This is a genomic window from Agrobacterium sp. 20P9.1.2 (assembly GCF_057799395.1).
Map to the genome: position 1 here is coordinate 1,139,508 of NZ_JBYOKI010000001.1, position 24,879 is coordinate 1,164,386.

Consider the following 24,879-nt stretch of genomic DNA (forward strand, 5'->3'; position numbering starts at 1 on the left):
ATGTTGCAGCCAAAGCGTACTAAGTACCGTAAGCAGTTTAAGGGTCGCATTAAAGGTGTGGCCAAGGGCGGCTTTGACCTGGCATTCGGTGAATTCGGCTTGAAGTCGCAGGAACCGAACCGCGTGAACGCGCGCGAGATCGAGGCGGCCCGCCGCGCGATCACGCGTTACATGAAGCGCGCTGGTCGTGTGTGGATCCGCGTATTCCCAGACACTCCGGTTACGGCGAAGCCGACCGAAGTTCGTATGGGTAAGGGCAAGGGTTCTGTTGAATACTGGGCATGCAAGGTCAAGCCCGGTCGTATGATGTTCGAGATCGACGGTGTTTCCGAGGAGATCGCCCGCGAGGCGCTTCGTCTCGGCGCTGCCAAGCTCTCGGTGAAGACGCGCTTCGTTCAGCGCATCGCAGAGTAAGGAGCAGGCACCATGAAAGCCGAAGACGTTCGCGGCCTCAGCGCCGATCAGCTCAAGGACAAACTTGCCGACCTGAAGAAAGAGCAGTTCAACCTGCGCTTCCAGAAGGCAACCGGCCAGTTGGAAAAGTCCTCGCGCATTGACGAAGTCCGCAAGGACATCGCCCGCGTGAAAACCATTGCCCGCCAGAAGGCGGCAGAAGCCAAGGCCTAAAGGAAGAATAATATGCCTAAACGCATTCTGCAGGGCGTCGTTGTGTCCGACAAGAACGAGAAGACTGTCGTAGTTCGCGTCGAGCGCCGATTCGCTCACCCGCTGCTTCAGAAGACCGTTCGCCGTTCGAAGAAGTACAAGGCGCACGACGAAAACAACCAGTACAAGATCGGCGATGTCGTTTCCATCGAGGAATGCGCACCGATTTCCAAGGACAAGCGCTGGACGGTCGTTTCCGCCCAGGCATAATTTCAACTGATTTTCGCGCAGCTCTTGCTATATGCGCGAAAGTCTGTATGAAGCAGCGCAAGGACGCTCGTTCACGGGCGTTCTTTTGCTTTGATGCGCACGGAAGGTCCTTTAGGAAACCACCCTGTCACGATTATTCCGCGCGAAAACAGAGACATTTCATAAGCTGGAACAGGGGGCTGTTTCTATAAACTTGCCCAACCGGTCCGGTAACAACAAGAAGGCGACCTGACATGATTCAGATGCAAACAAACCTCGACGTGGCGGATAACTCCGGCGCACGTCGTGTCATGTGCATCAAGGTGCTGGGCGGCTCGAAGCGTAAGTATGCTTCCGTTGGCGACATTATTGTCGTTTCTATTAAGGAAGCCATTCCGCGCGGCCGCGTCAAGAAGGGCGACGTGATGAAGGCGGTCGTTGTTCGTACCGCGAAAGACATCCGCCGCGCTGACGGCAGCGTCATCCGTTTCGATAACAACGCAGCCGTTCTTATCGATAACAAGAAAGAGCCGATCGGCACCCGTATCTTCGGACCGGTTCCACGCGAACTTCGCGCTAAGAACCACATGAAGATCATCTCGCTGGCTCCAGAAGTACTGTAAGGAGCGATAGCGATGCAGAAGATCCGCAAAGGCGACAAGGTTGTCGTATTGACCGGTAAGGACAAGGGCCGTACCGGCGAAGTAACACAGGTCTTGCCGAAAGAAGACCGGGCTGTCGTGAGTGGCGTAAACATGGTGAAGCGTCACCAGCGCCAGACCCAGAGCCAGGAAGCCGGCATCATCAACAAGGAAGCTTCCTTGCACATTTCCAACCTCGCCATCGCCGATAAGGATGGCAAGCCGACTCGCGTTGGTTTCAAGGTTGTTGACGGCAAGAAGGTCCGCGTGGCCAAGCGTTCGGGAGAAGTGATCGATGGCTGAGTCCAAGTACGAGCCGCGTCTCAAGACTGAATACGTTTCCCGTATTCGTGGCGCAATGCAGGAGAAGTTCTCCTACGCTAACGTTATGATGATCCCCAAGCTGGACAAGATCGTCATCAACATGGGCGTTGGTGAAGCAACTGCTGATTCGAAGAAGCCAACGGTTGCTGCTGGCGATCTGGCGGCAATTGCCGGTCAGAAGCCTGTCATCACCAAGGCTCGCAATTCGATCGCGGGCTTCAAGGTTCGCGAACATATGCCAATCGGTGCGAAGGTTACCCTTCGTGGCGCCCGCATGTACGAATTCCTTGATCGTCTGGTCAACATCGCGCTTCCGCGCGTTCGCGACTTCCGGGGTCTGAACCCCAAGAGCTTTGACGGCCGTGGCAACTTCGCCATGGGCATCAAGGAACACATTGTGTTCCCTGAGATCAACTACGATAAGGTTGATCAGATGTGGGGCATGGACATCATCGTTTGCACGACGGCGACGTCGGACGACGAAGCGCGGGCTCTTCTAACAGAGTTCAACTTCCCGTTCCGTCAATAACCGTAACGACGAGCGTAGAAAAGGAACTACGATATGGCGAAAACAAGCGCAGTTGAAAAGAACAAGCGCCGCCGCAAGACAGTGGCTTCGCAGGCCGGCAAGCGTGCCGCCCTGAAGGCTATTGTCATGAACCAGTCCCTTCCGATCGAAGAGCGGTTCCAGGCAACTCTGAAGCTCGCTTCGCTGCCGCGTGACGGCTCGAAGACGCGTATCCGCAACCGCTGCGAAGTAACGGGCCGTCCGCGCGCGTTCTACCGCAAACTCGGAATGTCGCGTATTGCGCTTCGCGAGTTGGGCAACTCCGGCAAGGTGCCGGGTATTGTCAAGTCGAGCTGGTAAGGAGACGGGCACATGACAATGACTGATCCGTTGGGTGATATGCTCACCCGAATCCGCAATGGTGCTGCCCGTCGCAAGTCTTCGGTCAACACGCCAGCATCCAGCCTCCGCGCACGCGTTCTCGACGTGCTGCAGGCTGAAGGCTACATTCGCGGTTATTCCAAGGTCGATTTCGAGAACGGCAAGTCCGAACTCACCATCGAACTGAAGTACTACGAAGGCGCGTCTGTGATCCGTGAGATCGGCCGCGTGTCCAAGCCGGGCCGCCGGGTTTATGTCTCGGTCAAGTCCATTCCGCAGGTCGCGAACGGCCTCGGCATTAGCATTCTTTCGACTCCGAAGGGTGTTATGGCCGATCACCAGGCTCGCGAACAGAACGTTGGTGGCGAGGTTCTTTGCTCGGTCTTCTAAGACTGAGCAGGGATCTCCTTAACGGACAGACAGGATAGAAATATGTCTCGTATCGGTAAAAAGCCCGTTCAGGTTCCTGCAGGTGTGACGGCCAGTGTCGACGGCCAGAAGATTACTGCCAAGGGTCCTAAGGGTGAACTGTTCTTCGTCGCCAATGACGAAGTCCAGGTTAAACTGGAAGATAACGCGGTTTCGGTTACGCCTTCCAATGACAGCAAGGAAGCTCGTTCCAAGTGGGGCATGTCCCGCACGATGGTCGAGAACATCTTCAAGGGTGTCAAGGACGGTTACGAACGCAAGCTCGAAATCAACGGCGTTGGTTATCGTGCGGCCATGCAGGGTAAGAACCTGCAGCTGGCACTCGGTTTTAGCCACGACGTGATTTACCAGACTCCGGAAGGCATCACGATTGCCGTTCCGAAGCCAACGGAAATCATCGTTTCGGGTATTAACAAGCAGCAGGTCGGTCAGGTTGCCGCGGAAATCCGCGAATACCGTGGTCCCGAGCCCTACAAGGGCAAAGGCGTCAAGTACGCTGAAGAACGGATCATCCGCAAAGAAGGCAAGAAGAAGTAAGGATCACGCGAAATGGCTAGCAGGAAAGAAGCACTTGCACGTCGCGCGAACCGCGTGCGCCGCCAGATCAAGGCGGTTGCCAACGGTCGCCCGCGCCTGTCGGTTCATCGCTCGTCGAAGAACATCTACGTTCAGGTCATCGATGATGTGGCTGGAAAGACGCTTGCGTCTGCCTCCACGCTCGAGGCTGATCTGCGCTCGTCCCTGAAGACGGGTGCAGACGTTGCAGCAGCTGCCGTTGTTGGCAAGCTGGTTGCTGAACGTGCCAGCAAGGCTGGTATCAAGGATGTCGTATTCGACCGCGGCGCTTTCATTTACCATGGCCGCATCAAGGCTTTGGCTGAAGCAGCCCGCGAAGGCGGTCTGAACTTCTAATGACTTTATCCGCCCGGACAACGTTTCGGGCGGATTTCACCGGGCCATGCGGGCTTCAGCAATGAAGCCGATGGTCTTTTCGTTTGCCGTTCCACCCGTAAAAGAAAAAGGAAAAGGACAATGGCACAAGAAAAAAGAGGTTCTCGCGACGACCGCCAGAACCGTGAAGAGCGCGATAGCGAATTCGTCGACAAGCTGGTCGCGATCAACCGCGTAGCGAAAGTCGTCAAGGGCGGCCGTCGTTTCGGTTTTGCTGCTCTCGTAGTTGTAGGCGATCAGAAGGGCCGCGTTGGCTTCGGTCACGGCAAGGCTCGTGAAGTTCCTGAAGCAATCCGCAAGGCAACTGAAAGCGCAAAGCGCGATCTGATTTTCGTTCCGCTTCGCGATGGCCGCACGCTGCACCACGACGTCAACGGTCGTCACGGCGCTGGCAAGGTTCTGCTGCGCTCGGCAAAGGCCGGTACCGGTATCATCGCCGGTGGTCCGATGCGCGCTGTTTTCGAAACGCTCGGCGTTCATGACGTCGTCGCAAAGTCGACCGGTTCTTCGAACCCATACAACATGGTTCGCGCAACGTTCGACGCTCTGAAGCACCAGGTTCATCCGAAGGACATCGCTGCACAGCGTGGTCTTAAGTATGCGACCCTTCAGTCCCGCCGCGCCGCTTCCGGCAACGCGACTGAAGAATAAGGAGCAGTATCATGGCCAAGAAGACTACTGAAGCCAAGACGACTGTTACGGTCGAACAGATCGGCAGCCCAATTCGCCGCCCTGCGGTTCAGCGCCAGACGCTGATCGGCCTGGGTCTCAACAAGATGCACCGTCAGCGCACTCTGGAAGATACCCCAGCTGTTCGCGGCATGATCCGTGCTGTCCAGCATCTCGTTCGCGTCGTAGACGAGAAGTGAGACGGAGGAAGTCATCATGAAACTCAATGAAATTAAAGACAACGAAGGCTCCACGAAGGACCGTATCCGCGTAGGTCGCGGTATTGGTTCCGGCAAGGGCAAGACCGGTGGTCGCGGCGTCAAGGGTCAGAAGGCTCGTTCCGGCGTTGCCATCAACGGCTTCGAAGGCGGTCAGATGCCAATCTACCGTCGTCTGCCAAAGCGCGGCTTCACCAACATCTTCGCATCTGAATTCGTCACCGTTTCGCTCGGTCGCGTTCAGGCTGCTATCGATGCAGGCAAGCTCGATGCCAAGGCAACGATCGATGCTGCTGCTCTCAAGGCTGCTGGCGTTATTCGTCGCCCGAAGGACGGCGTTCGCATTCTGGCCGACGGCGAGCTGACAACGAAGGTTTCCTTCGAAGTTGCTGGCGCTTCCAAGCCTGCTGTTGAAAAGATCGAGAAAGCTGGTAGCTCTATCAAGCTTCTGGTTGTTGCAGCGGAAGCCGCAGAGTAATATAAGATGCTGAACGCCCGGTGTGTTTCACTCCGGGCGTTCGCGCTCTAAAGTCGCATAAGTTCTTGAATCCTAATCGATTATATCGAGGATTATGCGGAAACTCTCAAGCAGCGTGAAAATGTTGCGGGGAGAGCCTCACAGTTCTGAAGCATTCAGGTGAATGTGGAGCGAACGAACGAAAACAAGGGTGAGGCATGATTTCGGCGTAAAAGCCGTGATCCGTCCGAAGCCCGGTTTTTGAACCAGTATCTTTACGACCTTTTCCGGAATTGCCGGTTTCCGTGCCGCTGGACAAGGGTCATGCGGAGAAATTTATGGCTTCAGCAGCGGAACAACTGGCCTCAAACCTGAATTTTTCGACCTTCGCGAAAGCTGAAGATCTGAAAAAGCGCCTCTGGTTTACCCTTGCCGCACTTCTCGTTTATCGTCTTGGTACGCATATTCCGCTTCCTGGTCTGAACCCGGAAGCCTATGCTCGGGCCTTTCAGGGTCAGGCCAACGGTATCCTCGGTCTCTTCAACATGTTTGCGGGCGGCGCCGTTGAGCGCATGGCGATCTTCGCGCTCGGCATCATGCCTTACATTTCCGCATCGATCATCGTACAGCTGATGACATCGGTCGTGCCTTCGCTCGAAGCCTTGAAAAAGGAAGGTGAGGCGGGCCGCAAGATCATCAACCAGTACACGCGCTACGGCACGGTGCTTCTCGGCACGCTGCAGGCTTACGGTATTGCCGCAGGTCTCGAAAGCGGGGCAGGGCTGGTCATCGATCCAGGCTGGTTCTTCCGCGTCTCGACCGTCATCACGCTGCTTGGCGGCACGATGTTCCTGATGTGGCTCGGTGAGCAGATCACATCGCGCGGTATCGGTAACGGTATTTCTCTGATCATCTTCGCGGGTATTGCCGCAGGTCTGCCGAAGGCTCTGGCTGGTACGCTGGAACTGGGTCGTACCGGTGCTCTGTCCACAACGCTGATTCTCACCGTCGTTGTCGTTGCTATCGGCGTGATCGCGCTGATCGTTTTCGTGGAGCGCGCACAGCGTCGTCTTCTGATTCAATATCCGAAGCGACAAGTCGGCAACCGTATGTTCCAGGGCGATACATCGCATCTGCCTTTGAAGCTCAACACGGCTGGCGTTATTCCTGCGATCTTCGCATCCTCGCTGCTGCTGCTGCCTGCGACTGCCGCTGGCTTCACCAACAGCACGAACCTGCCACCATGGGCGACGGCCATCATTGCGTCTCTTCAGCACGGACAGCCGCTGTTCATGCTGCTTTACGGCCTGCTGATCGCCTTCTTTGCTTTCTTCTACACGGCCATCGTCTTCAATCCGAAGGATACGGCTGACAATCTGAAGAAGCATGGCGGCTTTATTCCAGGCATTCGCCCCGGCGAGCGCACGGCGGAATATATCGACTACGTGTTGACGCGCATCACCGTTGTGGGTGCCATCTACCTCGTCTTCGTCTGTATTCTTCCTGAAACGCTTATCGCGCGCACAGGTATCCCATTAGCCCTTGGTGGTACTTCGCTTTTGATCGTAGTCAGTGTAACTCTTGATACTGTGGCACAGATTCAGGGTCACCTGATCGCCCAGCAATATGAGGGGCTGATCAAGAAATCGAAACTGCGTGGAGGAAAGAGGGGACGATGAGACTGATATTTTTGGGACCACCGGGAGCTGGCAAGGGAACCCAGGCGAAGCGGCTGACCGACAAGTACGGCATTCCGCAGCTGTCTACGGGCGATATGCTCCGGGCGGCCGTCAGCGACGGTTCTGAGATCGGCAAGCGCGCCAAGGAAGTCATGGATGCTGGCGGTCTCGTATCGGATGATATCGTCAACCAGATCGTTTCCGAACGTATCGAGCAGCCGGACTGTGCCAAGGGGTTCATCCTCGACGGTTATCCGCGCACGGTTCCGCAGGCCAAGGCGCTTGCGGAAAACATGCGGCAGAAGAATCTCGTGCTCGATGCCGTTATCGAGCTGAAGGTGGACGAAGAGGCGCTCATTCGCCGAATCGAAAACCGCGTGGCAGAAACGATTGCCGCAGGTGGCACGGTTCGTTCGGATGACAATCCAGAATCGTTCCGCAAGCGTCTTTCCGAATACCGCGAAAAGACGGCACCTTTGTCCGCCTATTACGAGGGGCAGGGCGAGCTTGTGGTGCTGGATGGCATGGCGCATGTCGATGATGTGACCGTCGCTATCGAGGGTGTTCTTGAAAAAGCACCGAATGCAGCGGCTTCTGCTGCGCGTATCTAAAGAATCTTGGCGGGGCCGGTTGCTTTTTTGAACCGATTCCGTTAAACACCGCGCCAACTCGCGACAACCCAAGCGACTGGCGCGGATTTTCCTTTAGGGAAGGAAAGTCCGGGTTCGGTCGTTTTGACTTGTGACGAACAGGAATTTGAACTGGCGGCAAACTCGTGCCGCTCAAATGAAAGCACCACTTGCCGGATGGCAACTGGAACGCAAGGAGAATAGACGTGGCACGTATCGCTGGCGTCAACATCCCGACGGCTAAGCGCGTTGTTATCGCTTTGACCTATATTCACGGGATTGGTCCGAAATTCGCGCAGGAAATCATGGACAAGGTCGGTATTCCGGCTGAGAAGCGCGTTCATCAGCTGACGGATGCCGAAATCCTTCAGATCCGCGAAGCCATCGACCGCGACTATCGCGTCGAGGGTGATCTTCGTCGCGAAACCGCGATGAACATCAAGCGCCTGATGGACCTCGGTTGCTACCGTGGCCTTCGCCACCGTCGTGGCCTTCCGGTCCGCGGTCAGCGCACGCACACCAACGCTCGTACCCGTAAGGGTCCGGCGAAGGCGATCGCTGGTAAGAAGAAGTAATTTTCCGGTTTTCCGGAAAGGGGAGGCTGGTGCAAGCCGCACCAGCCTTTCTGAGTTTGGCGAGATGCTTCTCAGGAAGCTGATCGCCGGTGTAGCCGCTGGTGTTACGGCGGTGAAGAGATCAATGAAAGGTACATCATGGCCAAGGAAGCCACACGCGTACGCCGCCGCGAACGCAAAAATATCACGTCGGGTGTTGCGCACGTCAACTCGACCTTCAACAACACGATGATCACCATCACCGACGCACAGGGCAATGCTATTGCCTGGTCGTCTGCTGGTGCAAAGGGCTTCAAGGGTTCGCGTAAATCGACTCCTTTTGCTGCTCAGATCGCTGCTGAAGATTGCGCCAAGAAGGCTCAGGAACACGGCATGAAGTCGCTTGAGGTAGAGGTTTGCGGTCCAGGTTCGGGTCGTGAGTCCGCACTTCGCGCTCTCCAGGCTGCCGGTTTCATGATCACCTCCATCCGCGACGTGACGCCGATCCCGCACAACGGTTGCCGCCCGCGCAAGAAGCGTCGCGTCTAACGCGTTTCTGTCTGGGAATTCCGCCTTGCCTTTGGTCTGGCGGAATTTTCGCGTAATCGGCGTGTGGTTGCCGGCTTGTCCGGTTTTCCGACGCTTTCAAACCCTCCGATGAACCTTCGGGTTCCTCTCGGTGATCATGCTCGGTCCGCCACGATTGGATGGTGGCGGCGAACGGAAGGTTTAAAGATGATTCAAAAGAATTGGCAGGAACTGATCAAGCCGAACAAGGTCGAGTTCACGTCTTCCAGCCGCACCAAGGCAACGCTGGTTGCCGAGCCGCTGGAACGCGGTTTCGGTCTGACGCTCGGTAACGCGCTCCGTCGCGTTCTCTTGTCGTCTCTGCGTGGCGCCGCTGTGACAGCGGTACAGATCGACGGCGTTCTGCACGAGTTCTCCTCTATTCCCGGCGTTCGGGAAGACGTGACTGATATCGTGCTGAACATCAAGGAAATCGCCATCAAGATGGATGGTGACGATTCCAAGCGCATGGTCGTGCGCAAGCAGGGTCCAGGTGCCGTCACCGCTGGTGATATCCAGACGGTTGGCGACATCGAGATCCTCAATCCCGACCACGTTATCTGCACGCTTGATGATGGCGCTGAAATCCGCATGGAATTCACCGTCAACAACGGCAAGGGCTACGTGCCTGCAGAACGTAACCGCGCGGAAGATGCACCTATCGGTCTTATTCCGGTGGACAGCCTTTATTCTCCGGTCAAGAAAGTGTCCTACAAGGTGGAAAACACCCGTGAAGGCCAGGTTCTGGACTATGACAAGCTGATCATGACGATCGAGACCAACGGTTCGGTTTCTGGCGAAGACGCCGTTGCCTTCGCCGCTCGCATTCTTCAGGACCAGCTCGGCGTCTTCGTCAACTTCGACGAGCCGCAGAAGGAAGCAGAAGAAGAATCTGTGACCGAACTGGCATTCAACCCGGCGCTTCTCAAGAAGGTCGACGAGTTGGAACTGTCCGTTCGTTCGGCAAACTGCCTGAAGAACGACAACATCGTCTACATTGGCGACCTCATTCAGAAGACAGAAGCCGAAATGCTTCGCACGCCGAACTTTGGTCGCAAGTCGCTCAACGAAATCAAGGAAGTTCTCGCTTCCATGGGTCTGCATCTCGGCATGGAAGTGCCCGCATGGCCACCAGAGAACATCGAAGATCTCGCTAAGCGTTACGAAGACCAGTATTAACCAATAAAAAGGCAGGCCCTTTAAAGACTGCCTTTCCCCGTCAAACAGCAGGCACGTCGCCTGCATGTGCCAGGAAACGGCAGGGCCGAACAGGAAACCTGCATTAAAGGAGAATAGCAATGCGCCACGGAAATTCAGGCCGCAAGCTCAATAGAACCGCCAGCCACCGCAAGGCAATGTTTGCCAACATGGCTGCTTCGCTCATCACCCATGAGCAGATCGTAACAACTCTGCCAAAGGCGAAGGAAATTCGCCCGATCGTAGAAAAGCTGGTAACCCTCGGCAAGCGCGGCGACCTGCACGCTCGTCGTCAGGCTATCTCGCAGATCAAGGACCAGGACGCTGTTCGCAAGCTGTTCGAAGCCATCGCTGAACGTTACGCAACCCGCAACGGCGGCTACCTGCGTATCATGAAGGCTGGCTACCGTCAGGGCGACAACGCTGCCATGGCTGTTGTCGAGTTCGTAGAACGCGACGTAGACGCCAAGGGCAAGGCTGACAAGGCTCGCGTTGCTGCAGAAGCTGCTGAAGCCGAAGCTGCATAATATTCGTCCCTTACGGGGATGAAACAAAAAGCCGGACGAGCGATCGTCCGGCTTTTTTTTGTTTTGGTGGTGGGTGAGGGTAGTTGGGAGGGTGCACACAGCCAAGCGCGTCTGCTCGCAGATTTTACAGGCGCGGGTGGCTTTATTGGAGTGAGTCGTTTAAACGGCAGCTTTTTATGGATGAAAGAATGACCACTGAACCGGTATTGCGCCTAGCTTCAACGAACGAGCTGGCAGATCTTTCTGCAATTATGTCTGACTGCCTGCAGCATTACTTCGGCAGCAGCGAAGGCGGACACGAAGCGGCGTTGAGAACGTTGGAGTCGTCACCTAAATCCGTGGAGGCTGTTATAGCATACGCCGGCTCAACGCCTGCGGGGTTCGCTACTTTTGCAGTCGTTTATCCAGGGCCTGACGGCCGCGGCACTCTCTACATGAAAGATCTTTTCGTTTCTTCAAACGCTCGGTCGCAAAACCTCGGCCGCAAATTGATGATATATCTAGCGACAATAGCGGTCGAACGGAATTGTATCCGGTTTGATTGGACGGCAGAGACCAGCAATCCCAAAGCCTTGGCTTTCTATGATCGACTAGGAGCAAGTCGAGTCGAGGAAAAGGTCTATTTCAGACTGCAAGGGGACGCGCTGATAGACTTTCTCAGTGAACGGTAGCTTGCCGATTTCAGTGTTTTCCGCTGAGACGACACCTGGAGCAAGTCGTGCAAAAAAAGAGGCCAGACGCAAACCATCCATCGTCGAGTTTTCAGTCGAACTGCTCATCTTCATAGGGAAGGTTGTACTCGGCCCATCGATCGCGCGGAATCGAGGCGCCCAACATGAATTCGGAGGCCACCACTTTCTTTCTATCCGGAGCCAGCTGGCATTTGAACTGAATTGAATACCAATCGCGTTCGCTATGGACCGCCGCTCCCTTCGCGATAAAGTCACTGCCTGAAAGTTTTGGATCAGCCATGGCATATGCCACTACCCGGTCAGGCTTGAGTTCCTTGTTCCAAGCTCCGACCTGCGCCATCGCTTCGAGATTACAGAGCTGTTCGATCTGATCAGCTGGCGAAAGCTGTCTCAGCGCCTCTCTGGCTTGGCCGCTGCGGCGATCTGCAAGAACGTCCTCCGAGAGCATTTGCGAAGGCTTTACGAATGTCGGTTCACTTTTTTGCGCAAGTCATTCGGCGGCGCTACGGCTGGGTCGGCCTCAGGGTCGGGTGGCTGAGAAATGACTGGTTGGGCAGGCGGGGACGGGAGGTCATCTGCTGATGCCGAAGGCTGTGCTGGCTTCTGTTGGACATTGTCCAAAGCCAACGTAACGATTTCCACACTGATGCCGTCTTCCTGCACGGCTGATTTCTGTGCAGGCGAGGGCATGAGGAAGAGGAAGATGCCAAGAAGACAATGGAGCAGAACAGACAGAACGACGCCCCGTCCGTCGAACCTTCGTTTCACTCGTTCGGTTTCTCTCATCGCTGCTCGTCAACTCACTCCGGCACCGAAATTCGCCGTTTGATGTGCTTCAGATGCGAAACAATCGTGAACGTCATGATGACCAGCAATGACCAGGAACTCCACTTCCCGATATGCACTGCCGACCACGCGCCGAGCAGGTTGGGATAGCTCCAGATGCCGAAGAAGGTGGAGATGTTCTCTGCAAGCCAGACGAAGAAGCCGATCAGGATGAAGGAGAGCAGCAGCGGCATTTTGCGGTCTCGGTCATAGGGGCGGTAGATGACGGTGGCGCGGGCGTAGAGGCCGATGGCGCAGGCGGCGATGTACCAGCGGTAGTCACCGATGAAGTGGTGAGTGAAGAAGTTGGCGTAGATGGCGATGCCCATCAGCGACGCCATCCAGTAGGGCGGATGGTGGCGGATGCGCACATCCAGCAGGCGCCATGCCTGAATGATGTAGCTGCCGACGGCGGCATACATGAAGCCGGAAAAGAGGGGTACGCCCAGAACTTTCGTGTAAGCGAAGTCCTGATAGGACCATGACTGGATGCTGCCGGATGTCTTGAACACCTCCAGTGCAAAGCCGACGACGTGAAAGAGCAGAATGGCCTTGGCTTCGTCCCATGTTTCCAGCTTGCTCCAGATCATGAAAAACTGAATGCCAAGGGCGATGACAAGCAGCACATCGTAGCGGGGCAGGCCGAACAGGCCACCGCGTGGCACAAGAAAGATCGAGATGAAAAACAGCCCGGCGAACATGCAGGCTCGCGCTTCCTTGATGCCGAAATAGAGAAACTCGACGATGAAACGCTTTACGCCTCTCAACTCTCCCCAGGGCTGTCTATCGCATAGAAAGGCGTCAAGCGTAGCGAGGCGACTGGCGGGGTAGGTGGTTTCGCTTGTCAAAGCCATCGGTCCTCTTACTCGGCAGGATTGTATCTCTACAACAAACCGGAAATAAAGCGACATGATGATCAAACATGCCCACCGATTTTATGGCAGCCGATTGGCGTTTTTTATCTCCGCCTGTGGAGTGATCTTCGCCGGTCTGCTGCTGCGGCGATATGGCTATACGGTCGGGTTGCCCTTCGTCGTGGTGAAATATGGCGGGTCGGTGCTGTGGGGATCAATGGTCTATCTGCTTGTGGCGACCGTCATGCCATTGCGCAAACGGCATCTGGCCGTCGCAGTCGCTTGCGGGCTGGCAATCGCTGTGGAATTGATCCGGCTCGTTCATTTTCCAGCGCTGGATGCGTTTCGGGCTACGACATCGGGAGCACTGCTGCTCGGCCGCGTTTTTTCGCTGTGGAATATTGCGTGTTACGGGCTGGGAATAGCGGCGGCTGCGCTCATCGCGCAGCGCCTCTAGGCGAAAGAGCTGCCTTGCGCGCCCGCTTCCGGGCCATGATTGCGGGTCTGATGGTTCGATAGCCGAGCAGAATGAGCATGACCGAAATGTAGAAGACCGGCTCTAGCGTCAGCGATTTGCGCGCCAGCACGAAATGCAAAATGCCGGAGATGAGGATGAAATAGCTCAGGCGATGCAGCGTGTTCCAGCGCGAGCCAAGTTGGCGGATCGACCAGCGGTTGGAGGTCAGCGCCAGCGGGATGAGCATGACGAGCCCCGCCATGCCGAACATGATGTAGGGCCGCTTGAGAATATCGCCGATGATGGAGCTGAAGACCATGCCCCGGTCCAGAACCAGATAGACCGCGAAATGCGCCAGCACGTAATAAAAGGCGATGAGGCCCAACGCCCGGCGATAGGCGATGAGATTGATGTTGAAGAGATCACGCAGCGGCGTGACGCAGAGGCCGAGACAGAGGAAACGCAGCGCCCAGATGCCGAGAAGATGCTCGAAATCCTTGACCGGATTGAAGCCGAGCCCGCCGGTGGCTGCGAGATAAAAGTACCAGATGCCGGGACACAGGCCAATGATGTAAAGCGCCCAGATGGCCGCGGGCTGATATCGCTTCGGCAGGGACGGGAGCGAGACGGCAAACGCCATGGTCAGTAATTCGCCTTCAGATCCAGCCCGTTATAAAGACTTGCGACCTCATCATAGCCGTTGAACATCAGCGTTGGACGTCTCTGGGTGCTGAAGAAGCCGCCTTCGCCGATGCGTTGCTCGGTGGCCTGGCTCCAGCGCGGATGATCAACCTTCGGATTGACGTTGGAGTAGAAGCCATATTCGCGGGCATTGGAGTTTTTCCACGTCGTTTCCGGCTGCTTTTCCACCAGTGAAATACGCACGATAGATTTGATGCCCTTGAAACCATATTTCCATGGCACGACAAGGCGGATCGGCGCGCCGTTCTGGTTCGGCAGCGTTTCCCCATAAAGGCCGACTGCAAGAATCGTCAGCGGGTGGCGTGCCTCATCAAGACGCAGGCCTTCGACATAGGGCCAGTCCAGTGGCTGGAAAAAGCCCTTCTGCCCCGGCATTTCCTCCGGGCGAACCACTGTTTCAAAAGCGACGTATTTGGCACTGCCCAGCGGCTCCACCTTATCTAGTAGGGTGGAGAGCGAGAAACCAATCCATGGGATGACCATGGACCAGCCTTCCACGCAGCGCATGCGATAGGTCCGCTCTTCCAGCGGAGATTTCAGCAGGTCTTCGATGCCGAATTCCTGCGGCTTGCCGACCAGCCCATCCACCTTCACCGTCCACGGCGTCGGTTTGAAGTCGCCTGAATTGGCTTTCGGGTCGGCCTTGTCCGTGCCGAATTCGTAGAAATTGTTGTAGCTGGTCACAGCATCGAGCGGCGTCAGCTTTTCATCCAGCTTGTAAGGGCCGGGTTGGGCGGTGAGCGGTGCTGCGAAAGCACTCTCAGCCGTCAGCCCCATGGCGGCAAAGCCCGCTGCGGTTCCGAGAAAATTGCGCCGGGACATGTAGACGTCGCGCGGGGTGATTTCGGCAGACGAAATGCGGGGCGGGCGGTAGGCGGGCATGGAAACCTCCTGAGAAGCCAATCAGCGATATTGCTATCCAATACCCAGTACGTTGGCTCGTAAGATATGTTTCACATTACGAGAAAAAAATTGAAATGGAGCATGCGCGGAAAACAATTTTACGAGAACGATATGCAATTCGCGGAAAAAGATGAGGCGCACGGTTGAAGGTGCGCCTCATGATATCAGCCTCAGAGGATCAGGCGGAACTTGGCGAAGCCCTCGGCACCATCGCCAGCTTCCTCGATCTTTGCGCCCTTGACGTCCTTGGCATATTGGCGCGCCTTCGGGCCGGTTTCGAACACGGCTGTCGTGTTGGCCACTGGTGCAAAGGACCAGTTGTCGTCGGCAGACGGATTGATCGTGCCCTGCGCGATGATGTAGCGCACGATGACATCGCGGTTGGTATCCGGCGCAACGAAGATGATCTTGTCGGACGCGATACCGGGGAACTTGCCGCCACCGCTGGCGCGGTAATTGTTCGTTGCAACCACGAATTTCTGTGCCGGATCGATCGGCTTGCCTTCGAACTGAAGGTTGACGATACGGTTGCTCTCCGGCGTCACGGCCTTGCCGTCCTTGTCGAACTTGGCCGGTTTGGAAATGTCGATCTGGTAGGTCACGCCGTCGATGACATCGTAATTGTAGGACGGGAAATCGTTGTTCAGCAGCGGCGCGTCCTTTGCGCCAGCTTCGACCGTGTTGAACATGCCTGCCGACATTTCCAGCCAGTCCTTGACCTGCGCGCCGGTGATCAGCACGGCCTGCACCGTGTTAGGGTAGAGATAAAGGTCGGCGACGTTCTTGATGGCGATATCACCGGTGGGGACATCGGTGTAATAATCCGAGCCACCACGACCACCAGCCTTGAAGGGAGCGGCGGCAGACAGAACCGGCAGATCCTTATACTGGCCTTCCTTCAGCATGTCCTTGATGTACCAGGTCTGGGCATTGGACACGATCTGGACAGATGGATCATCCGCCACCAGCGCGAAGTAGGAATAGAGCGGCGCGGATGTCTTGCCCACGGGGCGGCGGACATAGGCGAGGGTGGCTTCGTGATCGGTCTTGGCGGCGGCGATGATTTCCGGCTTGTCTTTCACGTCGGCCACGATCTTGCGGTTATCGTCGCGGTGATAGATCGGGCGGGCTTCGGTGGTAAAGTCCACGATCTTCCAGTTCTTGCCATCCTTTTCCAGCAGCAGATCGATGAGGCCCATATGCGAGCCCCAGAAACCGGCCATGACGGCGGGCTTGCCCATCAGCGTGCCCTTGACCGGATCGGCACCTTCGATGCCATCCCATGTCTTGGGGCCGGGGAAGACGAGATGCTGGTGACCTGTGAAGACGGCATCGATGCCCTGAACGCCAGCGAGATACAGCGAGGCATTTTCCATGCGGTCGCTTTGACCCTTGCCTTCGATACCGGAATGCGACAGCGCGATGATGATATCAGCACCCTGTTCCTTCATCACGGGCACCCAGGCCTTGGCGGCATCGACGATATCGCGGGTCTGTGCTTTGCCTTCAAGGTTCTTGGCATCCCACATCATGATCTGTGGCGGTACGAAGCCGATGATACCGACCTTGACCGGGCTGGTCGCGCCGGAGCCGTCCTTGATCTGCTTTTCAAGGATCACATAGGGCTTGAAGAAGAGGTCGTCCTGCTTGGGGTCGGACGCGAGCTGGCCCTTGGTCAGGTTGGCGCAGACGTAGGGGAAGCCAGCACCGCCCAGCGTGTTGAACATGAAATCGAGTCCATAATTGAACTCGTGGTTACCCAGCGTGCCGCAATCATAACCCAGCACATTCATGGCATTGATGACCGGGTGCTTGTCACCCGCCTTCATGCCACGCTCATAGGCAATGTAATCGCCCAGCGGGTTGCCCTGAAGGAAGTCGCCATTGTCCACCAGCATGGAGTTGCCGGCTTCGGCACGAATGCTGTCGATGATGGAGGCGGTACGGGCCAGACCCAGCGTGTCGTTCGGCTTATCGGCGTAATAATCATAAGGGAAAACGTGGACGTGAATATCCGTCGTTTCCATGATGCGCAGATGCGCCTGGTTGCCCTGCGCACGCGCCGCAAACGGGTGGAGCATGACAAAGGCCGAAGAGGCGGCAATGCCTCTCAGCAGAGAACGTCGCGTGATGGGATGAAGGCCGATAAGCGAAGACATGGAAGCTCCTCGAATGAGTTCAGGCTGCGTGGGAAGGCGGCAGCGTAAAACGAATAATCGAGGAGTCCATCATCAAAATGACAGCCATGTGACTTGTCCCGGATTTTTAAACCATCCGGTAAATTTCATTTCATCCAGCCAGCGTCGGCTTCACATCCGCATGGAAGAAACGGAAGTAGGAGGAAAGCTGGGCCAGCGTGTTGGTGGAAAGCTGCAATTGCAGACCAAGCCTGTTCATGTGCTGCCACTGCACCGTGCCTTCGATGAAGCCGAGGTCTTCGCTCTGCACCTTGACCCGGCTTCCCTTGGTGGCGGCGAATGCGCCTTCCAGTTCCAGCGCCATGCCGGTGGCCGAAAGATCGACCACGCGGCCTTTCACCGATTGATTGAAATACTGAACCGTTCCGTAAATACGTGTCTTGCTGCGGCCCGCGCCGCGATTCTGCATGGTCAGATTGCCGGTCATCTTCATAATTCCCGATTTATCACTGTCCCAAAATCGCACGGAAAATTTGCGGACCGCTTATTTTATTCGGTAAAATTAAGCCCAACTGCGTATTCAGGCGGTCTATGCGGCATTGGTAGCAATTGTTGCGGGCGGAGCGGACGTGAACATAGGCGATGTCATCCCGCGCCAGCAGCTCCTTTGCCCTATCTGCAATATCTCCCGTCGCAGTCACAGCACCCGTGCCGTAAACGATTCGATCAGCATGGCTGTAACCGCGCACGATATAGTCCGCGCTGTCGAGCATGGGCGGCAATATGTCGTCTGCGGCAGGGGGCTCGCAGGCTTCAGCATGGATGAAAATGGGGCCGGTTTCCGCAAAGGGTTGCAGGCGCGGAAAGGGACGATAGGCCAGGAGAAGCATGGCTTCGCCATCCTTTATCTGCCCAAGGCAGACGCGGCAGGGATAGGTGCCGACGGCAATCGATGGTTCGGGATTCTGCCCGTTGGCATCCGGCTTTCCATTGCGAAAGGCTTCGGCCTCACTGGCGGCCATGGCGGTAAAAACGATCTCGGTCATAACGGCTCCTTTGCGTTGCTAGTTTGTCGCTATGCTCTTCAAAGAGTCGTGTATCCACCCGTTTCTTGCCTCTGGAGGCAACCAGCCCATTGCTTGTGCCGTTTACTTTCGCAATCAATCATACGTCCTCGTTTTAGAAAGTTGACGTCCATGCTGCGCAGGTTGATGACCGCTTCTCTGGTCACCGTTTTTTCGTTCATTTCACCTGCCGCCCATGCGCAAACAGCACCCGCGCTGGATGATCTTTCGGACGAGCAATTGCAGCAGACGGTGAATTTTGTCATCGGCAACGCGATTTTCAGCCTCTATCACGAAGCATCCCGGATGCTGATTTCCGATCTGGCGCTGCCGGAGCCGGGTGCTGGCAAGGATGCCGCCGATCAGCTGGCGGGAACAATGATGCTAGAGGCAAACGAGGAGTGGCTGGACACGGCCATCGTCAACGCGACCGACAGCTGGTATCTGGCGCGCTCGGCTCAGGCCTTGCCAGACCACAACTCCCCGCTTTATTCGACGCTGGTGCCCAACCCCGCGCGTGACCGCCAGATGGCCTGCCTGATGGTCGGCAAGGATGCCGGTGGTTATGGCGATCTGGCCGGTATGATTGGCCTGCCCAAGGATGACTGGAAGGCCTGTGAAGCGGCTTACCCGCAAACCGTCAGCCACTGGAACGAAGTGCTGAAACCTTATGTGGCCAAGGCCGGTGCGACGAAATTCATCGCCCGCTATGAGCCGGTGCGTGATCCGTTTCTGGATATCTACGCCACCATCGTCAAGGAATCCAAAGTTCTCGATCTGATTGCCCGCAGCTTCAACGGTTATACGCTCAAGGGCGACGTGAAGCTGACGGCCCGCACCTGTGGCCGCCCGGATGTTTACTGGTCTGCTGAAAAGCGGGAAATCACTTACTGCTACGAAATGGCAAAGTTCCATGGCGAACTCATCGCCTCGCATCTTTCCGGCGGCGGCAGCGAAAAGGAAAGCAGCCCGGCAAAGGAAGTCCCGACGGCGGTTAACCTGGGTCAGGAATTGTAAACCAGGCCAACTCTGCTACTTTTCCCTTAAGACGCGGGAGGTGCAGATGTCACGCTTGGTTGTTCGCAGTTTTTCAATATCGCTCGATGGGTATGGTGCAGGTGTCGATCAAAGCCTGGAGAACCCGCTCGGCGTGGATGGCAAGACGCTCCATAGTTGGGCGTTTGCGACGCAGACATTCCATAAAATGTTCGGTCAGGACGGCGGCTCGACGGGGATCGACGAGCAATTTGCGGCTGCCGGTTTCGACAATCTAGGTGCCTGGATTTTGGGGCGCAACATGTTCGGTCCCATACGCGGACCTTGGCCAGACGACGAGTGGAAGGGTTGGTGGGGCGAGGAGCCACCATACCACGTTCCGGTCTTCGTATTGACGCACCATGCGCGGCCACCTTTGGAGATGAAGGGTGGCACCATCTTTCATTTTATCACTGGTGGCATTGAAGAGGCACTGCAGGCAGCGAAAGCTGCGGCAGGTGGCAAGGATGTGCGGCTGGGCGGAGGCGTTTCCTCGATCCGGCAATATTTGCAAAAGCAGCTGATCGATGAGCTTCATGTGGCGCAGAGCCCGGTGTTGTTGGGGAAGGGCGAGAACCTGTTCGAAGGGCTCGATCTTCCTGCCCTTGGTTATCGCTGCACTGAAACGGTGCGCGGCGAAAATGCCACGCACCTCATCATCAAAAAGACGAGCGCGTCGTAGCGCGGATCAGCCCCGTCGGGAAATTTCCAGATATTCGCTGTCCGTCAGCGGCTCTACCCATGCTTCATAGGTGCTGACCGGTGAGAAGCCCATCATCTGGTAAAGCTGAAGCGCGCGGGGGTGGTCGAGCGTGTTGGTGGAGACGGTGATCTTCTTCGGATTGTCCTGCCATGCGGAATAAAGCGCCTGCAGCAGAAACCATTTGCCCACGCCTGCGCCAATCGCTTCCTCCATCAGGCCGAAATAGGACAGCTCAGTCACGTCAGAATCGAGCTTGTGAAGCTCGAAGAAGCCAGCGGGCGCGCCGTTCATATAAAGCACGGTCACCGAATTGGCCGGGTCGCGCAGCGTGGCGGAAAGCTCGGCGTCGCTCATGCGCATACGCTTGTGCCAGTGCCAGCGCTTGCCGACGCGCCAGTAGAGATAGCGATAAAAATGCAGCGGAATATTCGTCGTGCGCATGATGGCGGTCTGGATATTGACCGGCACCGGCAGGCTGACCTTGGGTGCCGACGTCATTTCCAGCTGCGTAACATGGGCCTTGATCGGGCCGTGTGGCTGTGTTGGAACAGGCTCGGCTGGGCCGGTCACGATGGCCGTGTCTTGCTTGCTGCCCCACTCGGACCATGATCCGTCGTAGAGCGAGTTGTCCGAGTGGCCCAGCGATTCCAGCGCAAGCGTGATCACGGCAGCCGTAACGCCGGAACCGCAGCTGGTCACGACCGGCTGCGACAGATCGATGCCCGCTTCAGATATCATCTTGCGGATCGTCGGCAGATCCTTGAAGTGGCCGTTTTCCGAAAAGGCGGTGGCGGGCAGATTGCGTGCGCCGGGCATATGGCCGGAACGCATGCCAGCGCGGGGCTCGGCCTCTTCTCCGGTAAAGCGGCCAGCGCCACGGGCATCGGCAACCTGCACCTCGCCATTATCGACGATAGAGCGCATGGCGGAGAAGGTGGTGATGCGCTTCGGGTTAAAATGCACTTCGAACGTTGAAGGCTCGATGCTTGGCGCGTCGGTTTGCATTGGCTTGCCTGCGGCTTTCCAGCCGTCCAGACCGCCATCCAGCACATAGACCGTCTCGGCACCCATTACGCGCAGCATCCACCACACGCGCGGCGCAGAGAAAAAGCCGGGGCCATCATAAACGACGATGGTATCCTGCTCGCCGATGCCGAGTTCACCGACCTGTTCGGCAAAGAACTGCGGTGATGGCAGGGAGTGAGGCAGGCCTGTATCGTGGTCCGCGATCTTGTCCTGATCGAAGAAGACAGCGCCGGGAATGTGTCCCGCAGCGTATTCTTCCTTCCCGTTGCGCTTATGCGCGGGCAAATACCAAGAGGCATCGACCAATCGAAAATGTGGGGTGCCAAGCTGCTGCTCAACCCAATCCGCCGAAACGACGAAACGGCTTTTATCCGTGCTCACGATATTTCTCCCAGAAATCAGGCGGATGCGCCGGGCTTGCCGAAACGAATTCGGAAACGGCGATTCTCCTTGCCCTTCTTTTCGATCTTGGCGATGTGGATTTCGCCGACTTCCTGCGTCTTGGACACATGAGTGCCCCCACAGGGCTGACTGTCAACAGCAGAGTTTTCGCCAATGCACACAAGGCTGACGCGCCCAAGGCCAAGCGGTGGGCGGACATTCTTGGATTTGACGATGTCTGGATTGGCGGCAAGTTCTTCGTCGGTGATCCATGTCAGGAAAACCGGGTGGTTCTCTTCAACCAGCGCCATCAGCTTTGCCGTCACCTCGTCCTTGTCGATGGTCTCCGACATGTCGAAATCGACACGCGATTCCTCTTCACCAACGGCGGCGCCGGTGATCGGCCAAGGGCAGACGACGGACAGAAGATGGCAGGCCGTGTGCATGCGCATGAGCTTGTAGCGGCGCGGCCAGTCTACGTGCAGCGTCAGCTTCTCACCGATCTCGGGTGAAGCCTGTCCCTCGGTGGGGACATGGATGATGATGCTTTTGTCAGCGCCGTGTTTCGTCTGGCCGAGCTCTATCTTGGAGCCATCGGCTCTCTCCAGAAAGCCGGTATCGCCGGGTTGACCGCCCGATGTGGCATAGAAGCAGGTCTGATCCAGCTCTATGCCGCCATCTTCATGCATTGCCGTGACCACCGCTTCACATGTGGAAAGATAGAAATCATCACGAAACAGGGCATTCACAGGCATGTGGGCATCGACCTCAGACGGTTTCGTACGGAACCGAAATCTCCTGCTTTTCCGTCAGCCATGCGGGAAGGGGAAGACCCTTGGACCGCAGGAAATCCGGGTTGAAAAGCTTCGACTGGTAACGGTTGCCGTAGTCGCAAAGAATGGTAACGATTGTATGCCCCGGACCGAGGTCGCGGGCAAGTCGAATTGCACCGGCAACATTAATTCCAGATGAGCCGCCAAGGCACAGGCCTTCCTTCGTTACCAGATCGAACAGCACGGGCAGGGCCTCGGCATCCGAAACGCGATAGGAAAAGTCGGGCTCGAAACCCTCCAGATTGGCGGTGATACGGCCCTGGCCGATGCCTTCGGTGATGGACGAACCCTCGGATTTCAGTGTGCCGTTCTTGTAGAACTCGTAGAGAGCCGCACCATCAGGGTCGGCAAGGCCGATCTTGATATCGGGGTTGAAATCGCGAAGACCATCCGCCACGCCAGCCAGCGTACCTCCGGAACCAACGGCGCAGACGAAGCCATCCACCTTGCCGTCCGTCTGGTCCCAGATTTCCGGTGCCGTGGTTTCGATATGGGCCTGACGGTTGGCGATATTGTCGAACTGGTTTGCCCAGACCGCACCATTGGGGTCCGTTGCCGCCAGCTGCTTTGCCAGACGGCCGGAGACCTTCACATAGTTGTTCGGGTTGGAGTAGGGTGCGGCTGGCACCTCGATCAGCTGGGCTCCCAGCAGCTTCAGCGCGTCCTTCTTTTCCTGGCTCTGTGTTTCGGGAATGACGATAACCGTCTTATAGCCCAGCGCATTGGCGACCAGTGACAGACCGATGCCGGTATTGCCCGCCGTGCCCTCAACGATGGTGCCGCCGGGGCGCAGCTGGCCGCGTCGCTCCGCATCGCGGATGATGTAAAGGGCTGCGCGATCCTTGACCGACTGACCGGGATTCATGAATTCGGCCTTGCCGAGAATCTCACATCCCGTCGCCTCTGATGCTGCGTTCAGGCGGATGAGCGGCGTGTTGCCAATGGCAGTAAGCACAGAGGTATGAATGGTCATGGTGGGGCCTTTTCGTCCGTCGCGAATGAGATGCCGTTATGTCCTTGTCTATCCGCGTTGTGACAAGAAAATATCTTCCGGTGAATAGGGTTGGCGCGCAAAATCTTGCCGATAACAGGTTTTATTCACCTTTCTTGATATCCGAATAGGTTGCGAGCGCCCGCTGCCGCGCCGCATTGTGGTCCACCAGAGGTTTCGGATAGGTCTTGCCAAGTTCGATGCCGGCCTTCTGCAACACGTCCTTCGGGGCATCGAACGGCTTGTGGATGAATTTCTTCTCCAGGTTGGAAAGTTCCGGCACGAAGGTTTTCACATAGTCTCCGTCGGGATCGAATTTCTCACCCTGGAGAATGGGGTTGAAGATGCGGAAGAAGGGGGAGGCATCCGCCCCGGACCCGGCCACCCACTGCCAGTTGGCTGCGTTGGAAGCGGGATCGGCATCGACTAGCGTATCGCGAAACCACTTCTCGCCTTTGCGCCAGTCGATCAGCAGATGTTTGATGAGGAAGGAGGCGGTGATCATCCGCACGCGATTGTGCATGACGCCGTGCTTCCAGAGTTGGCGCATACCGGCATCCACGATGGGATAACCCGTCATGCCCTTCGTCCAGGCCTTGAAACCTGCGCTATCGGTCTGCCATTCGAACACGTCGAAACTGTCGTTCCAGTTCTTCTCGTCCAGCTCAGGGAAATGGAAAAGCAGGTGGTAACAAAACTCACGCCAGACGATTTCCTTGCGGAAACGGCTGAGATCGTGAGACGCGATGCTGCGCGAAAGTCCACGCGTGGCATCCCAGACCTGAGCCGGAGAAATTTCTCCCATGGCCAAATGTGGCGACAACATGGATGTTGCCGGCTTGGCCGGGAAGTCTCGCCCTTCCTCGTAGCCCTTCAAAGCGTCATCGATGAAGGTCTCAAGCTTGTCCTTTGCGCCGTCTTCACCCGGCGTCCAGACCTCGGAAAAATCCTTGGCCCAGTCCGGTTTGGTGGGCAACAGCTTCCAGCTTTTCAGCTCTTCAGATTTCGGCCAGTGAGATGGCGAGGTGAGTTTCGTCGGGGCGGATACAGGCTCATCCGGTTCCTGGCCGCCCTCGAATGCGCGCCAGAATGGCGTATAGACCCGGTAGGGACCGCCGCTCTTCGTCTTCAGCTTGGATGGTTCATGCAGCAGATGGCCTGCGAAGCTTTCCACCTCAAATCCATCGTCACGGAATTTTTTCTTGAGGTGGCTGTCGGTCGCCATGCCCTGCGGATCATAGCGCCGATTCCAGAAAATCGCGCCCGCTCCGGTCTCCTCCAGCAGCGATTTTAGTACCGTTTCCGCCTTGCCGCTGCACAAAATCAGCCGTGAACCAGCTTTCTCCAGCGCAGACGACAGAACCTCCAGAGAGTGGTGAAGCCACCACTCTTGAGCACCGCCGAGAGCCCCGCTGGAAGGTGCGTTTTCCTCACGGACATAGATCGGAATGATGGGGCCGCCGTGGTCCTTGGCGGCTGAAAGCGCACGATTGTCGGCAAGGCGTAAGTCCTTGCGAAACCACACAATAATGGGGGTGTTTTTCTCAGCCATATGCCACTCGGTTCACTTCAGATTGAATGATTGTTGAAGAGCTTTGTTCCCGCAAGGGGCGTATAATAAGGCCATTCAACGACATGGTTTTCAATTGGTGAATTATTGTCTCTTGAAACCACTTATCGCGGAACCAT

General features: G+C 56.6%; 34 protein-coding genes. 23 read left to right on the forward strand and 11 right to left on the reverse strand.

The window, feature by feature from the left end; translation table 11 throughout:
- The 20 genes from rplP (at window position 1) to AC27VJ_RS05760 (ending at window position 11,257) form a co-directional block, all read left to right on the forward strand.
- Complete coding sequence (rplP, locus tag AC27VJ_RS05665; RefSeq protein WP_042618528.1) at window positions 1-414, forward strand: 50S ribosomal protein L16; 414 nt, start codon at window positions 1-3, stop codon at window positions 412-414.
- Between the two features lie 12 nt (window positions 415-426).
- A complete protein-coding gene (gene rpmC, locus AC27VJ_RS05670; protein ID WP_042618527.1) occupies window positions 427-627 on the forward strand; it encodes a 50S ribosomal protein L29 in 201 nt (66 codons plus the stop codon).
- 12 nt (window positions 628-639) lie between these two features.
- Window positions 640-876, forward strand: coding sequence for a 30S ribosomal protein S17 (gene rpsQ / locus AC27VJ_RS05675; protein ID WP_062451325.1), 237 nt, complete (start codon window positions 640-642; stop codon window positions 874-876).
- A gap of 233 nt (window positions 877-1,109) precedes the next feature.
- Window positions 1,110-1,478, forward strand: a complete 369-nt coding sequence (rplN, locus tag AC27VJ_RS05680; RefSeq protein ID WP_003495199.1) for a 50S ribosomal protein L14 — start codon at window positions 1,110-1,112, stop codon at window positions 1,476-1,478.
- 12 nt (window positions 1,479-1,490) lie between these two features.
- A complete protein-coding gene (gene rplX / locus AC27VJ_RS05685) occupies window positions 1,491-1,799 on the forward strand; it encodes a 50S ribosomal protein L24 (RefSeq protein WP_113089517.1) in 309 nt (102 codons plus the stop codon).
- The gene (rplE, locus tag AC27VJ_RS05690) at window positions 1,792-2,349 is read left to right on the forward strand and encodes a 50S ribosomal protein L5 (protein ID WP_113089516.1); all 558 of its coding nucleotides are present in this window, start codon (window positions 1,792-1,794) and stop codon (window positions 2,347-2,349) included. Before rplX ends, rplE begins: the two co-directional genes overlap by 8 nt.
- Before the next feature lie 33 nt (window positions 2,350-2,382).
- The gene (gene rpsN / locus AC27VJ_RS05695; protein ID WP_042618523.1) at window positions 2,383-2,688 is read left to right on the forward strand and encodes a 30S ribosomal protein S14; all 306 of its coding nucleotides are present in this window, start codon (window positions 2,383-2,385) and stop codon (window positions 2,686-2,688) included.
- Between the two features lie 12 nt (window positions 2,689-2,700).
- The gene (gene rpsH, locus AC27VJ_RS05700) at window positions 2,701-3,099 is read left to right on the forward strand and encodes a 30S ribosomal protein S8 (RefSeq protein WP_062589337.1); all 399 of its coding nucleotides are present in this window, start codon (window positions 2,701-2,703) and stop codon (window positions 3,097-3,099) included.
- Between the two features lie 42 nt (window positions 3,100-3,141).
- A complete protein-coding gene (gene rplF / locus AC27VJ_RS05705) occupies window positions 3,142-3,675 on the forward strand; it encodes a 50S ribosomal protein L6 (protein WP_113089515.1) in 534 nt (177 codons plus the stop codon).
- Between the two features lie 12 nt (window positions 3,676-3,687).
- On the forward strand, window positions 3,688-4,050 hold the full coding sequence (gene rplR / locus AC27VJ_RS05710) for a 50S ribosomal protein L18 (RefSeq protein WP_062589339.1): 363 nt from the start codon (window positions 3,688-3,690) through the stop codon (window positions 4,048-4,050).
- 120 nt (window positions 4,051-4,170) lie between these two features.
- Window positions 4,171-4,740, forward strand: a complete 570-nt coding sequence (rpsE, locus tag AC27VJ_RS05715) for a 30S ribosomal protein S5 (protein ID WP_062589340.1) — start codon at window positions 4,171-4,173, stop codon at window positions 4,738-4,740.
- Between the two features lie 11 nt (window positions 4,741-4,751).
- Window positions 4,752-4,958, forward strand: a complete 207-nt coding sequence (gene rpmD, locus AC27VJ_RS05720; protein WP_045230765.1) for a 50S ribosomal protein L30 — start codon at window positions 4,752-4,754, stop codon at window positions 4,956-4,958.
- A 16-nt stretch (window positions 4,959-4,974) separates the two neighbouring features.
- Entirely contained in the window at window positions 4,975-5,454 is a 480-nt protein-coding gene (rplO, locus tag AC27VJ_RS05725; protein ID WP_353575555.1) for a 50S ribosomal protein L15, read from the forward strand.
- Between the two features lie 317 nt (window positions 5,455-5,771).
- The gene (gene secY / locus AC27VJ_RS05730) at window positions 5,772-7,112 is read left to right on the forward strand and encodes a preprotein translocase subunit SecY (protein WP_113089513.1); all 1,341 of its coding nucleotides are present in this window, start codon (window positions 5,772-5,774) and stop codon (window positions 7,110-7,112) included.
- Complete coding sequence (locus AC27VJ_RS05735) at window positions 7,109-7,723, forward strand: adenylate kinase (RefSeq protein ID WP_113089512.1); 615 nt, start codon at window positions 7,109-7,111, stop codon at window positions 7,721-7,723. Before secY ends, AC27VJ_RS05735 begins: the two co-directional genes overlap by 4 nt.
- A gap of 224 nt (window positions 7,724-7,947) precedes the next feature.
- Window positions 7,948-8,316 carry a 30S ribosomal protein S13 gene (gene rpsM, locus AC27VJ_RS05740; protein ID WP_353575557.1) on the forward strand — a complete coding sequence of 123 codons (369 nt, stop codon included), beginning with the start codon at window positions 7,948-7,950 and terminating at the stop codon, window positions 8,314-8,316.
- Between the two features lie 138 nt (window positions 8,317-8,454).
- Window positions 8,455-8,844 carry a 30S ribosomal protein S11 gene (gene rpsK, locus AC27VJ_RS05745; RefSeq protein WP_007766864.1) on the forward strand — a complete coding sequence of 130 codons (390 nt, stop codon included), beginning with the start codon at window positions 8,455-8,457 and terminating at the stop codon, window positions 8,842-8,844.
- 186 nt (window positions 8,845-9,030) lie between these two features.
- Entirely contained in the window at window positions 9,031-10,041 is a 1,011-nt protein-coding gene (locus AC27VJ_RS05750; RefSeq protein ID WP_003495228.1) for a DNA-directed RNA polymerase subunit alpha, read from the forward strand.
- Window positions 10,042-10,160: 119 nt separating this feature from the next.
- Window positions 10,161-10,586 carry a 50S ribosomal protein L17 gene (gene rplQ / locus AC27VJ_RS05755; protein ID WP_062451336.1) on the forward strand — a complete coding sequence of 142 codons (426 nt, stop codon included), beginning with the start codon at window positions 10,161-10,163 and terminating at the stop codon, window positions 10,584-10,586.
- 188 nt (window positions 10,587-10,774) lie between these two features.
- A complete protein-coding gene (locus tag AC27VJ_RS05760; RefSeq protein WP_488683120.1) occupies window positions 10,775-11,257 on the forward strand; it encodes a GNAT family N-acetyltransferase in 483 nt (160 codons plus the stop codon).
- Between the two features lie 91 nt (window positions 11,258-11,348).
- Here AC27VJ_RS05760 and AC27VJ_RS05765 read toward each other — a convergent pair whose 3' ends face one another.
- Both AC27VJ_RS05765 and AC27VJ_RS05770 read right to left on the reverse strand, forming a co-directional pair.
- The gene (locus AC27VJ_RS05765) at window positions 11,349-11,726 is read right to left on the reverse strand and encodes a DUF930 domain-containing protein (protein WP_488683121.1); all 378 of its coding nucleotides are present in this window, start codon (window positions 11,724-11,726) and stop codon (window positions 11,349-11,351) included.
- A 352-nt stretch (window positions 11,727-12,078) separates the two neighbouring features.
- Complete coding sequence (locus AC27VJ_RS05770; RefSeq protein WP_488683122.1) at window positions 12,079-12,957, reverse strand: DUF817 domain-containing protein; 879 nt, start codon at window positions 12,955-12,957, stop codon at window positions 12,079-12,081.
- A 55-nt stretch (window positions 12,958-13,012) separates the two neighbouring features.
- Here AC27VJ_RS05770 and AC27VJ_RS05775 point away from each other — a divergent pair, with 55 nt between their 5' ends.
- Complete coding sequence (locus tag AC27VJ_RS05775) at window positions 13,013-13,414, forward strand: ribosomal maturation YjgA family protein (protein WP_488683123.1); 402 nt, start codon at window positions 13,013-13,015, stop codon at window positions 13,412-13,414.
- Here AC27VJ_RS05775 and msrQ read toward each other — a convergent pair.
- The 5 genes from msrQ to AC27VJ_RS05800 form a co-directional block, all read right to left on the reverse strand.
- Window positions 13,395-14,054, reverse strand: a complete 660-nt coding sequence (gene msrQ, locus AC27VJ_RS05780; RefSeq protein WP_488683124.1) for a protein-methionine-sulfoxide reductase heme-binding subunit MsrQ — start codon at window positions 14,052-14,054, stop codon at window positions 13,395-13,397. The genes AC27VJ_RS05775 and msrQ overlap by 20 nt on opposite strands.
- 2 nt (window positions 14,055-14,056) lie before the next feature.
- Window positions 14,057-14,998, reverse strand: coding sequence for a protein-methionine-sulfoxide reductase catalytic subunit MsrP (gene msrP, locus AC27VJ_RS05785; RefSeq protein WP_488683125.1), 942 nt, complete (start codon window positions 14,996-14,998; stop codon window positions 14,057-14,059).
- A 191-nt stretch (window positions 14,999-15,189) separates the two neighbouring features.
- Window positions 15,190-17,178, reverse strand: a complete 1,989-nt coding sequence (locus AC27VJ_RS05790; RefSeq protein ID WP_488683126.1) for a bifunctional 2',3'-cyclic-nucleotide 2'-phosphodiesterase/3'-nucleotidase — start codon at window positions 17,176-17,178, stop codon at window positions 15,190-15,192.
- A 130-nt stretch (window positions 17,179-17,308) separates the two neighbouring features.
- Window positions 17,309-17,644 (reverse strand): PilZ domain-containing protein, encoded by a 336-nt coding sequence (locus AC27VJ_RS05795; protein WP_488683127.1) that lies wholly within the window; start codon window positions 17,642-17,644, stop codon window positions 17,309-17,311.
- Window positions 17,645-17,663: 19 nt separating this feature from the next.
- The gene (locus AC27VJ_RS05800) at window positions 17,664-18,203 is read right to left on the reverse strand and encodes a DUF1203 domain-containing protein (protein WP_488683128.1); all 540 of its coding nucleotides are present in this window, start codon (window positions 18,201-18,203) and stop codon (window positions 17,664-17,666) included.
- Between the two features lie 165 nt (window positions 18,204-18,368).
- On the opposite strand from AC27VJ_RS05800, the gene AC27VJ_RS05805 reads away from it, so the two are divergent.
- Together AC27VJ_RS05805 and AC27VJ_RS05810 are read left to right on the forward strand one after the other, a co-directional pair.
- On the forward strand, window positions 18,369-19,238 hold the full coding sequence (locus tag AC27VJ_RS05805; protein ID WP_488683129.1) for a DUF4344 domain-containing metallopeptidase: 870 nt from the start codon (window positions 18,369-18,371) through the stop codon (window positions 19,236-19,238).
- 46 nt (window positions 19,239-19,284) lie between these two features.
- Window positions 19,285-19,938, forward strand: a complete 654-nt coding sequence (locus AC27VJ_RS05810) for a dihydrofolate reductase family protein (RefSeq protein WP_488683130.1) — start codon at window positions 19,285-19,287, stop codon at window positions 19,936-19,938.
- Between the two features lie 6 nt (window positions 19,939-19,944).
- Here the strand turns inward: AC27VJ_RS05810 and sseA are convergent, their stop codons facing one another.
- The 4 genes from sseA to AC27VJ_RS05830 all read right to left on the reverse strand — a co-directional run bounded on the left by sseA (window position 19,945) and on the right by AC27VJ_RS05830 (window position 24,742).
- Window positions 19,945-21,366 (reverse strand): 3-mercaptopyruvate sulfurtransferase, encoded by a 1,422-nt coding sequence (sseA, locus tag AC27VJ_RS05815; protein WP_488683131.1) that lies wholly within the window; start codon window positions 21,364-21,366, stop codon window positions 19,945-19,947.
- Window positions 21,367-21,383: 17 nt separating this feature from the next.
- Window positions 21,384-22,121, reverse strand: a complete 738-nt coding sequence (locus tag AC27VJ_RS05820) for an alanyl-tRNA editing protein (protein ID WP_488683132.1) — start codon at window positions 22,119-22,121, stop codon at window positions 21,384-21,386.
- Between the two features lie 13 nt (window positions 22,122-22,134).
- Complete coding sequence (locus AC27VJ_RS05825; protein WP_113089500.1) at window positions 22,135-23,172, reverse strand: cysteine synthase A; 1,038 nt, start codon at window positions 23,170-23,172, stop codon at window positions 22,135-22,137.
- Between the two features lie 121 nt (window positions 23,173-23,293).
- Window positions 23,294-24,742: a cryptochrome/photolyase family protein gene (locus AC27VJ_RS05830; RefSeq protein ID WP_488683133.1), complete on the reverse strand. Its 1,449-nt coding sequence runs from the start codon at window positions 24,740-24,742 to the stop codon at window positions 23,294-23,296.
- Window positions 24,743-24,879: the final 137 nt, after the last annotated feature.

Bases quoted from the DNA above. Each gene is read 5' to 3' on its own strand.
- rplP (WP_042618528.1), top strand. From the start codon at position 1: ATGTTGCAGCCAAAGCGTACTAAGTACCGTAAGCAGTTTAAGGGTCGC.
- rpmC (WP_042618527.1), top strand. From the start codon at position 427: ATGAAAGCCGAAGACGTTCGCGGCCTCAGCGCCGATCAGCTCAAGGAC.
- rpsQ (WP_062451325.1), top strand. From the start codon at position 640: ATGCCTAAACGCATTCTGCAGGGCGTCGTTGTGTCCGACAAGAACGAG.
- rplN (WP_003495199.1), top strand. From the start codon at position 1,110: ATGATTCAGATGCAAACAAACCTCGACGTGGCGGATAACTCCGGCGCA.
- rplX (WP_113089517.1), top strand. From the start codon at position 1,491: ATGCAGAAGATCCGCAAAGGCGACAAGGTTGTCGTATTGACCGGTAAG.
- rplE (WP_113089516.1), top strand. From the start codon at position 1,792: ATGGCTGAGTCCAAGTACGAGCCGCGTCTCAAGACTGAATACGTTTCC.
- rpsN (WP_042618523.1), top strand. From the start codon at position 2,383: ATGGCGAAAACAAGCGCAGTTGAAAAGAACAAGCGCCGCCGCAAGACA.
- rpsH (WP_062589337.1), top strand. From the start codon at position 2,701: ATGACAATGACTGATCCGTTGGGTGATATGCTCACCCGAATCCGCAAT.
- rplF (WP_113089515.1), top strand. From the start codon at position 3,142: ATGTCTCGTATCGGTAAAAAGCCCGTTCAGGTTCCTGCAGGTGTGACG.
- rplR (WP_062589339.1), top strand. From the start codon at position 3,688: ATGGCTAGCAGGAAAGAAGCACTTGCACGTCGCGCGAACCGCGTGCGC.
- rpsE (WP_062589340.1), top strand. From the start codon at position 4,171: ATGGCACAAGAAAAAAGAGGTTCTCGCGACGACCGCCAGAACCGTGAA.
- rpmD (WP_045230765.1), top strand. From the start codon at position 4,752: ATGGCCAAGAAGACTACTGAAGCCAAGACGACTGTTACGGTCGAACAG.
- rplO (WP_353575555.1), top strand. From the start codon at position 4,975: ATGAAACTCAATGAAATTAAAGACAACGAAGGCTCCACGAAGGACCGT.
- secY (WP_113089513.1), top strand. From the start codon at position 5,772: ATGGCTTCAGCAGCGGAACAACTGGCCTCAAACCTGAATTTTTCGACC.
- AC27VJ_RS05735 (WP_113089512.1), top strand. From the start codon at position 7,109: ATGAGACTGATATTTTTGGGACCACCGGGAGCTGGCAAGGGAACCCAG.
- rpsK (WP_007766864.1), top strand. From the start codon at position 8,455: ATGGCCAAGGAAGCCACACGCGTACGCCGCCGCGAACGCAAAAATATC.
- AC27VJ_RS05750 (WP_003495228.1), top strand. From the start codon at position 9,031: ATGATTCAAAAGAATTGGCAGGAACTGATCAAGCCGAACAAGGTCGAG.
- rplQ (WP_062451336.1), top strand. From the start codon at position 10,161: ATGCGCCACGGAAATTCAGGCCGCAAGCTCAATAGAACCGCCAGCCAC.
- AC27VJ_RS05760 (WP_488683120.1), top strand. From the start codon at position 10,775: ATGACCACTGAACCGGTATTGCGCCTAGCTTCAACGAACGAGCTGGCA.
- AC27VJ_RS05765 (WP_488683121.1), bottom strand. From the start codon at position 11,726: ATGCTCTCGGAGGACGTTCTTGCAGATCGCCGCAGCGGCCAAGCCAGA.
- AC27VJ_RS05770 (WP_488683122.1), bottom strand. From the start codon at position 12,957: ATGGCTTTGACAAGCGAAACCACCTACCCCGCCAGTCGCCTCGCTACG.
- AC27VJ_RS05775 (WP_488683123.1), top strand. From the start codon at position 13,013: ATGATGATCAAACATGCCCACCGATTTTATGGCAGCCGATTGGCGTTT.
- msrQ (WP_488683124.1), bottom strand. From the start codon at position 14,054: ATGGCGTTTGCCGTCTCGCTCCCGTCCCTGCCGAAGCGATATCAGCCC.
- msrP (WP_488683125.1), bottom strand. From the start codon at position 14,998: ATGCCCGCCTACCGCCCGCCCCGCATTTCGTCTGCCGAAATCACCCCG.
- AC27VJ_RS05790 (WP_488683126.1), bottom strand. From the start codon at position 17,178: ATGTCTTCGCTTATCGGCCTTCATCCCATCACGCGACGTTCTCTGCTG.
- AC27VJ_RS05795 (WP_488683127.1), bottom strand. From the start codon at position 17,644: ATGACCGGCAATCTGACCATGCAGAATCGCGGCGCGGGCCGCAGCAAG.
- AC27VJ_RS05800 (WP_488683128.1), bottom strand. From the start codon at position 18,203: ATGACCGAGATCGTTTTTACCGCCATGGCCGCCAGTGAGGCCGAAGCC.
- AC27VJ_RS05805 (WP_488683129.1), top strand. From the start codon at position 18,369: ATGACCGCTTCTCTGGTCACCGTTTTTTCGTTCATTTCACCTGCCGCC.
- AC27VJ_RS05810 (WP_488683130.1), top strand. From the start codon at position 19,285: ATGTCACGCTTGGTTGTTCGCAGTTTTTCAATATCGCTCGATGGGTAT.
- AC27VJ_RS05820 (WP_488683132.1), bottom strand. From the start codon at position 22,121: ATGCCTGTGAATGCCCTGTTTCGTGATGATTTCTATCTTTCCACATGT.
- AC27VJ_RS05825 (WP_113089500.1), bottom strand. From the start codon at position 23,172: ATGACCATTCATACCTCTGTGCTTACTGCCATTGGCAACACGCCGCTC.
- AC27VJ_RS05830 (WP_488683133.1), bottom strand. From the start codon at position 24,742: ATGGCTGAGAAAAACACCCCCATTATTGTGTGGTTTCGCAAGGACTTA.